This is a genomic window from Synechococcus sp. R55.2 (assembly GCF_047462075.1).
Taxonomy (GTDB): domain Bacteria; phylum Cyanobacteriota; class Cyanobacteriia; order Thermostichales; family Thermostichaceae; genus Thermostichus.
In genome coordinates this window covers 1-1,228 of the sequence record NZ_JANSIH010000062.1, presented here as the reverse complement: position 1 = coordinate 1,228, position 1,228 = coordinate 1, and the positions used below count along the sequence as shown (strand labels likewise).

The 1,228-nt window shown below is 61.4% G+C and carries 1 protein-coding gene; it reads left to right on the top strand.

The features are described 5' to 3' along the window. Positions 1 to 211: 211 nt before the first annotated feature. Positions 212 to 1,228 (top strand): FAD-dependent monooxygenase (locus tag NW838_RS02280; protein ID WP_414427426.1); only part of this gene is annotated, 1,017 nt, incomplete at its 3' end.

The following is a 1,228-nucleotide window of genomic DNA, read 5'->3' as shown; positions in this document are numbered from 1 at the left end:
TCGCTGCATAGTTGAACAGTGATGTTCAGCAGTGTTCAGCGTAAATGTATCAGCTACCCACAGGGATTCCACCCTGCAGCAGCAAACAAAGGGGCTGAGATCAAAAGGGATCCCTCGTAGCACTTTGACCCAATTTACTGCTTGATCCTCGGCGGCCTGCCGGGTGCAGGAACCCTAGAATGGAAGTTAAGCCTACTTGCCGTGAGTGCCCATGAGCCTTTTGCCCACTTCCGCTGCTCCCCTAGCCATTGCTTCGACAGCAGCCAAGCCAAGGCGACTGGACTTCGAGGTGGTGATTGCCGGAGCTGGGATGGTGGGATCCACCTTAGCAGCCGCTTTGGGCCAGGCCGGGATCCGCGTCGGGCTGATCGAGGGGCGGGATCTCTCGCAGGGGGTGGGGCCCGATGGCCGAGCCAGCGCTTTGGCTCTGGGGACAGCCCGCATTCTGCAGCGGATTGGGGTATGGCCCCTTATGGAGGCCTGGGGAGTCTCTCCCATCCACCGCATTCAGGTCTCTGATGGGGAAGGCCCCTGGGTGGCTCAGTTGTGCCGCGAAACGCTCCAAGCGCCGGCGCTGGGCTACGTCGTGGAAAATCAAATTACCCAAAAAGCTCTGTTGCAGCGCATTCGCGAGTGCCCTTCGGTAACCCTTTTCAGCCCTGCTCAGGCGCAAAGTTTCTCCCCTGCAGCAGATCACATTCGGGTAGAGCTGGCCCAGGAGGGATCCCGGCAAACTCTGCGAGCTGCTTTGCTGGTGGTTGCAGATGGGGCCCGTTCGCGGCTGCGGGAACAGGCTGGGATCCCGTTATCCCGCTGGGGCTATGGACAGGTGTGCATCGTTTCCACCCTCACCCATGAGCATCCTCACCGGCAGGTGGCCTACGAGCGCTTTCAGGCCAGCGGCCCCTTCGCCATTTTGCCCACCCCCGATCCCCATCGCAGTTGTGTCGTCTGGACAGTTCGCCAAGCGGATCGAGATCGGCTGATGGGCTTGTCTGAGGCTGAGTTTTTGCAGGCCATCCGGCCTTGGTTTGGATCCCAGTTGGGAGCCTTGCTGGCGGCCTCTCCCAGAGCCTGTTATGAGCCACAGCGGGCCCATGCCCAAACCTACATCGGATCCCGGCTGGCTTTGGTGGGGGATGCTGCTCACACCACCCATCCGCTGGGGGGGCAGGGAGCGAATCTGGGCATGCGGGATGTGGCGGCGTTGGCTGCCCTGAGGCTCGAC